Raw genomic sequence first — 8,253 nt, 5'->3', positions numbered from 1 at the left:
AACGGAAGCTGCACAACCGCCCTGGTATGCACCGTAGTAAACCCCCGGAAGCCCTGGTAAACACACTCCCTCTCACCCCCCCCCCCCCCCCCCCCCCCCCGCCCCCCACCCCCCCCCCCCCCCCCCCCCCCCCCCCCCCCCCGCGTCCCATCGGGGTCAACCCTGGTGCCGGGCCAGTACCTTGGCCCGCACATCGGCGGGGTAGGCGTGCTCGAAATTGGAGGTCACCTGGCGCTCTCCGGGCGCGGGGAGCAGTGCCTCGTGCACCACCTTGGTGCCCTGTGCGGCGTGCCGCTCTTCCTCTGTGTAGCAGGCGAGCAGCGGCAGGATCGGACCGCCTTCGAAGTAGACCTTGCGGTCCACGGGGTGGACCCGGGTGGCCAGTGCCCACATCAAGACATGCTCGTCGGCGGGATCGATGTCGTCATCGAGCAGGAACACCTGCGGCAGGCAGTGGCCGAACTTGGTCGAGTAGAGGGTCTCGCCGACCCGGCGGGCGAACTCCTCGGGCGTGCTGCCGGGCAGTTGGTCACGCCAGTCGGCGGGCACGGTCACCGCGTACCAGTGGCCGGCACTGTACATCGAGCCCCAGACGGTGGTGACCGGAAGGCCGGCTGCGCGCAGCGCGGCCACCGCGCCGACGGCCATGCCGATGGTCTGCGAGGTGTGGCACTCGTCGACGGGTGTGCCCTCCGCGACCAGGGGCCAGATCGGGTCGTCGCGGTAGGTGATCGCCTCCACGCTGTAGACCGGCTGGAGGCTGGTTTCCGTCGGAATGTAGCCTGCGTATTCGCCGAACGGCCCCTCCACGCCGGAGCGTTCGATGGAGAGATGGCCCTCGATGACGATCTCGGCACTGGCGGGGACCAGCAGATCCGACAGTTCGGCCTTGACCACCTTGAGCGGTTCATCGATCAGTGCGCCGATGTAGTCGGCCTCGTTGACATGGTCGGGCAGCGGGACACCGCCGATGAACGGAATGGCCGGGTCGCCGCCCTGCACCAGCGCGTACGGCATGGGCTTACCGAGGTCGACCCACTGCTGCCAGACCTGGGCGATGTGCTGAGGGTGCATGACCAGACCGGTCATGTGCTTGCCGTCGACCATCATGATCCGGGCGATGGACCAGTTGGTCCACGAACCGTCCGGGGTCTGGGCGATGATCACGCCGTAGGTGTTGGCATAGCGGTTGCCGTCCCCGTGGTGCACGAACGGCACCGGGAAACGGGTCAGGTCCGCGTCGTCACCGAGCAGCACGTTCTGCTTGACCTCGGCCTCTTCGCGGCTGACTGACTTCGGGGGGATGCCGGGGCGGCTCCAGGTGGCGACCAGGTGGTCCACCACATCTCGGCCGGTGGCGTCCGGCGGAAGGCCAATGCTCAGTGCGACGCGGGCGAACGGCTTGTCCGGGGCGGCGCTCAGCGCGGCCGGCGAGCCGAGCAGGCGAAAGCCTTCCTCGACACCGCCCACCTTCTGAAACAGCGGTGCGGGAAGACGACGCTCAACGCTGTAGCGCGTGTGCGCGGCGGCTTCCAGGTTCCAGTCGACCTCCGTCTCGATGCGGTCGAGGTCGCCAAGGGCTTCCAGTACCGCAATGTGTTCACGCAGATCCGAAGGGTGACGCATAGGGACTCCTCTCAAAGGCCGGCAGACGCAATGTCTGTGTACTGACTATCAGTGTACGCACATTGGTTGCCTCGGGAAACCTGATGCGTGTCAGGCAGCGTGCGGATGCCTCGCTGCGGCTTCGTCGTGGTGCCCCTTTGGTCGTGGTGCCCCTTTGAAGGTGGCGGGCGCGCTGTGCAGGCCGCTGTCATGCCGCCCGCACGCGCGTTGCCCACATGTCAGCGCGCGGTAAGCGGCGCATCAGTCCGCCGGTGAAGCATTGCTCGTGTCCGCATCCAAGGAGCACGAGTACTGGGAGGCGGGGGAGATGAGTAACACGGTGAACACAGCACTTCGCGTGAGTGACGCGGTGAACACAGCGCTTCGCGTGGACGAGGCCGCGCTCGATGCCCTCCGCTGGGAGAGCGACCCGACGTCTCCCCCGGTACAGCGCGCTCCGGCCCAGCCGAGGCGGGCCGTGGATCACGCCGGGAAGACGGCTCCCCGGGCCGTGCTCGCCGTGCCCTCGCGCGAGCCGTTTGTGCGCACCTGCCGCGCCTTCGCGACGCAGGTGCTCAGCCGCTGGGGCGTTTCCGGAGCGTCGCGGGACTCCGCCGTGCTGGTCATCGACGAGCTCGCGGCCAATGCCGTCCAGCACGGCCATGCCGACACCACAGTCGTCCTGAGCCAGATCGGGGACATCCTCTTGATCTCGGTCACCGACTCCGGGGCCGCGGTGCCCCATCCCAGGGACAGCACGGACAGCGATGAGCACGGGCGCGGTCTGGCGATCATCGAGTGCCTCGCGGAGTGGACCGAGGTGCACCACACCACGGCAGGGCGTCGTGTGCGCGCGGGTCTGCGTCTCTAACGAGACCTGTGGCGAGCGGCTCCAGCCGCGTCGTCGCCGACCTGAATGACTTCGCCGAAGACCACGAGACCTATGCGGAGTTCTTCGACTTCGACGGCCCCACCCGCACCACCGTGGCCGTCCATCAACTCCCGCACCCGCACCTCCTGATCGAGATGAAGGTCATCGCCTGCAGCCCGGCCGAGGGCTCGCGGCAACACATCCGGCTCATCAACGAAGGAGGATCGACCACCTGGGTGCGCGCACTGCACAGGAATATCTTGAGGGCCTCAGAAGCTGTTTTCGAACTCTGGTCGTGAGGCCCTGTTCGACTGTCTGAGGTGTGTGTGACTGCGACAACTGGACTGTCAGCGCTGATGGTTAGGGTCTCTCGCATGACCGATGATCGAATGATGCGTCGCTTCTCTGGCCACTCCCATGCCGGCGCGCACGAGACCACGCCCGTGATTCAGCTGGACGGTGCTCTCGTTACGGTCAGCGTTGACGATGACGGGACCTTGTGGACCTGCGACCTCGTTGGTGGCGCATGTGCCAAGCGTGATCTGGAGCTCGACGCGGCTGGCCCGGAAGACGACTGGTACTACAAGAACGGCGTATGGGACGAGGACGACCCCGACGAGGACGAGAGGCCGAAATTCGAAGCGGACGATATCGTCTCCGCCTTGACGGTGGCGCATCTGGACGGGCGTCCCGTCGTCGTCACTGGCGGCGGCCGGTTCGACCTGTCGATTCCCGAGCACTGGGACCTGATCGGAGGGGCGGTGCGTGTCTGGGATCTACGCACCGGGCGCAAGATCGGGAAGGCGCTGACCGGTCACGGTCTGGGCGTCTGCTCGCTCACTACCGTGGCGTCCGACCAGGGGCTGATCGCCGTCAGCAGCTGCGAGAACGGCAAGCTGCTGGCCTGGAATCTGACTCGGGAAGGTGAACGGGTCGCGGGAATCGAGGGCAGCTACAACGGAGGGATGGGAGCGGGTCTCGTCGACGGCCGACCGGTCGCTGTCATCGGCGGCGACGACGACTTCCTTCAGGCCTGGGACCTCTTCCGTGGCGAACAGATCGGCAAGAGCCTGGCCGGTATCAAGAACCTTGCGCGGGCTATCGCGATCACGGAAGTGCACGGCCGGACGGTGGTGGTGGCCGGCGGTGACGACGAAGCGGTGAACAGGTGGGACCTCACCACACAGGAGCCGATCGGATCGCCTATGACCGGCCACACCGACACCATCGCGACATTGGGCACCGCGCATGTCGCAGGCCGCACGATCGCCGTGACCGGCAGCAATGACGGCACCACCCGCGTGTGGGACCTGGCCAGTGGCCAGCAGATCGGCGCCCCGTTCACCGACCACCATCTCCAGATGGTCACCGAGATTGCAGGAACCCCGGTCGCCGTCACCCAGAGCTCTGACGATATCCGCGTGTGGGATCTGACTCTCGCCACCCGCTAGCCTCTACGCTCCCGTTCCCCCTCTTCTGGGGCCGTCGGGCTCCCTGGCGGCCACTTCTGCTTCGTATCGTGGCGGCATGGGCAGGGACGGGGTTCCCCGGCTGCGGCTCGTTGTGGTCACGGACGACGATGCCGGTCCGCGGTGGTGTCGTGGGCGGTGCCCAGTACAGCTTCTCAGGGACGCCGTCGCGACGCCTGGCCGCGGCGCCGGTCTTCTTGAGCCCTGACTGTTTCCGGTCAGCCGCCGCAGCGGCCACAACCGGCGTGCTACGGCCGCTGATCGGGGCGGGCCGGGAGCGCTTGCTCCGGATGCGTGGGCTTTGCCATAACAGCAACTCTAGTTGTCGTGCTGGCAGGGAAGTTGCAGCCTGGTTCCGGTCAAGACCTTGGAGAACAGGAGCTGCACGACGATGACTACGCATGAAGGTGTGGGGACTGCACTCGGCGCTGGTGACAACGCGCCGCTGAACAACCGCGTCCACCACGTCCGATCCGGCGAGCTGGACGGCTACGCCGCTATCAGCGGCACCACGACCGGTTCGAAGAAGCTCTGGATGGGCCTGGTGGAGAACCCGCCGTTGAGCGCCACGGACAACCACCATCACGGCGATTCGGAGGCGGGGATCTACGTGGTCAGCGGGCACCCCGTGTTCGTCTACCACGACGGCACACAGGAGATACGGCTCGCCGCCGATCCGGGCGACTTCTTCCTCGTCCCCCCGTTCGTCCCGCACCGCGAGGAGAATCCCGACCCCAGCGAGCCCGCGGTCGTCGTGATCGCTCGGACCACGCAAGAGCCGATCAAGGTCTCCGTGCCCGAGCTGTACCAGCATCAAGAGGCAGGCACGCAGTAGGAACAAGACGCGGACCGGCCGGCATCGCCCAGCGGACCGGCCGGCCATCGCCCACCAGGGCTGGATCGATGCAGCCGATCAAACGGACACACGACCGGCGAACGAACCTGACCAAGCCCTACTAGGTGCGCGGAGAGAACGTCCTCCCCGTGACGGCAGCACGGCCCAACACAGTGCCGGGCACACCAAGGGCGCCCGCATGACACCCACATGGGCTCCGTAAAGTGTGGGTCATGTCGGAGGAATCCCCCCTTATACAGAGCATGCGCAGGGCCGTTGCGGCGGCGCCCGATGACGTGCCGCTGCGGCTTCACCTCGCCGAGTTGCTGCTGTCCGCGGGGCATGGTGACGCCGCGGTGGGCGAGGTCTCCGTGGCGTTGCAGCACGCGCCCGGTGACACCCTGGCACGCGAGTTGATGGTCCGGGCCCTGGCAGGTACTCCGACAAACATCTCCGACGAAGCCGCGCCTCCCTCGCCGCCGCAGACCCCGGTGCCCGGCCCGCCTCCGACGTCTGTGGCCGAAGCGCCGCAGGACCCCGCGGCCGGCCAGGTCCCGGCGTCCGCCCCAGCCTCGGGCCCGGGCTTCGACTGGAAGGCCGCCGAGGACCAGGTCGGTGAAGTCCTGCCGTGCAGCAGCGCCGTGCCGCCCCGTTTCGTGGAAGCGCCGCTGACCGTCGACGGCAGCGGCAATCCTGAGGATGCCGCCGCCTGGGATGTGGAGCGGCCCGGGGCCGTCCGCCTCGCCCATGTGGGCGGCATGCAGGAGGTCAAGGAGCGGCTGGAGGCGGCCTTTCTGGCGCCGTTGCGCAATCCGGAGCTGCGCCGCCTGTACGGCAAGAGTCTTCGCGGCGGTCTCCTGCTGTACGGGCCGCCAGGCTGCGGCAAGACCTTCATCGCCCGGGCGGTCGCCGGCGAGCTCGGGGCGAACCTCTTGTCCGTGTCGGTCAACGACGTGCTCGACATGTGGATGGGCAATTCCGAGCGCAATATGCACGAGCTCTTCCAGACCGCCCGCCGCCAGGCACCGTGCGTGGTCTTCCTGGACGAACTGGACGCGCTCGGCGGAAAGCGCAGCCGCACCCAGAGCGCGGGGATGCGCAACACCGTCAACCAGTTGCTGACCGAGCTGGACGGCGTCGAGGCGGAGGCGAACGAGGGCGTGTTCGTGCTCGCCGCGACCAATGTGCCCTGGGACGTGGACATCGCGCTGCGCCGCCCCGGCCGGCTGGACCGGACCTTGCTGGTGCTGCCACCCGACGGACCGGCCCGGGAGGCGATTCTCCGCTACCACCTGCGCGAGCGGCCCATCGAGAACGTCGACCTCGGCAAGCTCGTCAAGGCCACCGACGGCCTGTCCGGCGCCGACCTGGCCCATGTGTGCGAGGCCGCGTCCGAGCATGCGCTGCTGGACTCGGCCCGGACCGGCACCGTACGCCTGATCGGGATGAAGGACCTGCTGGCCGCGGCGGGGCAGGTCGGTCCCTCGACGGAGCCGTGGTTCGCGGCCGCCCGCAACGTGGCGATGTACGCGAACGACGGCGGGATGTACGACGACCTGGTGGCCTACCTGAAGAAGAAGCGGAAGCTGTGACCGAACTGAACTCGGCCGTCGATCAGGCCCGGGCCCTCTTCGATTTTGAACGCTACGAGCAGGCCCGGGCTGTGCTGGCGCAGCACCTCGCCGGAAACCCCGACGACCGGCGTGCCTGGATCGAGATCGGCCACTGCCACCTGAAAACGGAGCAGCCCGAACAAGCCCTTCAAGCGGCTGACGAGGCACTCAAACTGGCTCCCGAGGACTTCTTCGCACTCATCCTGCGCGCCAGGGCACTGACGCGCATACCCGACAGGGCATGGCGCGCGGCCGAGCCCGTACTGCGCGAAGCGGTCCGGGCCGACCCGCACCACTGGTACGGCTACACGATGCTCGCGGACGCCGTATGCCGTATGTCGTTGGTCCGTTACGTCCAGGCGAACGGCTCCACCTTTCCCCCGCCCCACGAGCGCGCCGATGTCCTCCGCGAGGCGGCCGACCTGGCAGCGGAGGCGCTGCGGCTGGGCCCCGAGGAGATCTACGCCCACGAAGTCGCCCACCAGATCGCCACCTTCTCGCTCGACACCACCCTCGCCGACCAGCTCGACCACGCCCTCCTCCGGCTCGACCCCACCCACGCAGAGGCCCTGGCCCGCCAGACCCAGAAGGCCGCCCAGGCCCCGGGCGTCAAGGCCACCCAGGCCGCCGACCTCTATGCCACCGGGCTTTCCGCCGCACCGGACTCCGCCGAGATGCAGCGCGGCCTCGACCAAGCCACCTACCGCATGCTGCGTGGGGTGCGGTGGCCGGCGCTGCTCTGTGTCGGCTTGGCCGGGGCGATGCTGGATCTGGACATGTTCGTCCGAGAGGGCGAGGTGGCGCGGGAATTGCCGCTGTCCCTCGGTCAGCGCCTGTGGTACCTCGTGCCGGTGACCGCCATCTGGATCGTCGGCGCCCTGCTGCGCTACCGCCGCCGGCGCGCCGGCGTACAGCTCAATGTGCGGTCCCTGATACGCCGCCGCCGGTGGCCCCGCATAGTGCTGGCCCAGGCGGCCTGGGCCCTGCTGTGCGCCCTGCTTATCGCCCAAATACCCTGGGAGGAAAGGGTGTTGCCGCAGATACTGTTCTGGGCAGGGCTCGCGCCGACGTTTGCGACGATCTGGTTCGACCGGAAGAAGACCCGGTGAGGAACGGCCGCCCGAGCCCGAAGGGAGAGGAAAATTCCGGGCCGCTGACTCCTATGCCAGACGGCCAGGAGGTGCTGAGTAGTTCGGTCACTCCCCCTGGCCGCCACCAGCGAAGTCCGACGGGACTCGCCCACTCATAGGCCGCCCTATGGCTATTGGTCTTGCGGTTCTGTTGGTGACGATTTGCGCTGACGTGCTGTTCGACATCGGCGGTTTCATACGGCGCAGATGTGAGCAGGTGCAGAGCAAGGCGGCTGGCCGACGCCGCGAGATGCAGTGGAGCCATGGGCGCCTAGAGACTCCGTACGTTCCGACACTGAAGGTACGGCCCGGGTTCATCCGTGCCCTTGGGCTGCCCATCCTGGCTTCGGGAGCCCTGCTCCTTCTCTTGCATCTCTACTGGTAGGGCTTGGTCAGGTTCATTCGCCGGTGGTGTGTCTACGGCGCCGCCTGGAGGGCAGCCAAGGCACTCGGATACCGGCGACTGATCACTTACACGCAGGCAGGCGAGAGGGGTGCCTCGCGGTGTCCCACCCCCGGGACGGTACGGACAGCGATGAGCATGGGCGGGGTATGGCGATCATCGAGTTCCTCGTGGAGTGGACCGAGGTGCACCACACCACGGCAGGGCGTCGCGTGCGCGCGGGTCTGCGCCTCTAGGAGTTGTCTTCAAATGTCACGCCCACATCAGGAGCGATGCGAGGGTGACGGCGGCTTGGTAGGACTCGACGGTCTTGTCGTATCGGGTGGC

The 8,253-nt window shown here is 67.8% G+C and carries 8 protein-coding genes; 7 read left to right on the top strand and 1 reads right to left on the bottom strand.

Going from position 1 to position 8,253, the window contains the following annotated elements; all coding sequences use genetic code 11:
- Positions 1-156: 156 nt before the first annotated feature.
- Complete coding sequence (locus ACZ4XD_RS35820) at positions 157-1,626, bottom strand: UbiD family decarboxylase (protein WP_468049509.1); 1,470 nt, start codon at positions 1,624-1,626, stop codon at positions 157-159.
- A gap of 349 nt (positions 1,627-1,975) precedes the next feature.
- Between ACZ4XD_RS35820 and ACZ4XD_RS35815 the strand changes: the two genes are divergently transcribed.
- The 7 genes from ACZ4XD_RS35815 (at position 1,976) to ACZ4XD_RS35785 (ending at position 8,162) form a co-directional block, all read left to right on the top strand.
- A complete protein-coding gene (locus ACZ4XD_RS35815) occupies positions 1,976-2,476 on the top strand; it encodes an ATP-binding protein (protein ID WP_468049507.1) in 501 nt (166 codons plus the stop codon).
- A gap of 8 nt (positions 2,477-2,484) precedes the next feature.
- Positions 2,485-2,775 (top strand): Rid family hydrolase, encoded by a 291-nt coding sequence (locus ACZ4XD_RS35810; protein ID WP_468049505.1) that lies wholly within the window; start codon positions 2,485-2,487, stop codon positions 2,773-2,775.
- Positions 2,776-2,850: 75 nt separating this feature from the next.
- Entirely contained in the window at positions 2,851-3,927 is a 1,077-nt protein-coding gene (locus ACZ4XD_RS35805) for a WD40 repeat domain-containing protein (RefSeq protein ID WP_468049503.1), read from the top strand.
- A gap of 409 nt (positions 3,928-4,336) precedes the next feature.
- Positions 4,337-4,780, top strand: a complete 444-nt coding sequence (locus tag ACZ4XD_RS35800; RefSeq protein WP_468049501.1) for a cupin domain-containing protein — start codon at positions 4,337-4,339, stop codon at positions 4,778-4,780.
- Positions 4,781-5,013: 233 nt separating this feature from the next.
- Positions 5,014-6,372 (top strand): ATP-binding protein, encoded by a 1,359-nt coding sequence (locus ACZ4XD_RS35795; protein ID WP_468049499.1) that lies wholly within the window; start codon positions 5,014-5,016, stop codon positions 6,370-6,372.
- A complete protein-coding gene (locus tag ACZ4XD_RS35790) occupies positions 6,369-7,502 on the top strand; it encodes a tetratricopeptide repeat protein (protein WP_468049497.1) in 1,134 nt (377 codons plus the stop codon). Before ACZ4XD_RS35795 ends, ACZ4XD_RS35790 begins: the two co-directional genes overlap by 4 nt.
- A 525-nt stretch (positions 7,503-8,027) precedes the next feature.
- A complete protein-coding gene (locus tag ACZ4XD_RS35785) occupies positions 8,028-8,162 on the top strand; it encodes a hypothetical protein (RefSeq protein ID WP_468049494.1) in 135 nt (44 codons plus the stop codon).
- Positions 8,163-8,253: the final 91 nt, after the last annotated feature.

This window comes from Streptomyces sp. NPDC029466, assembly GCF_055574515.1.
This window is presented reverse-complemented; position numbering and strand designations above follow the sequence as displayed.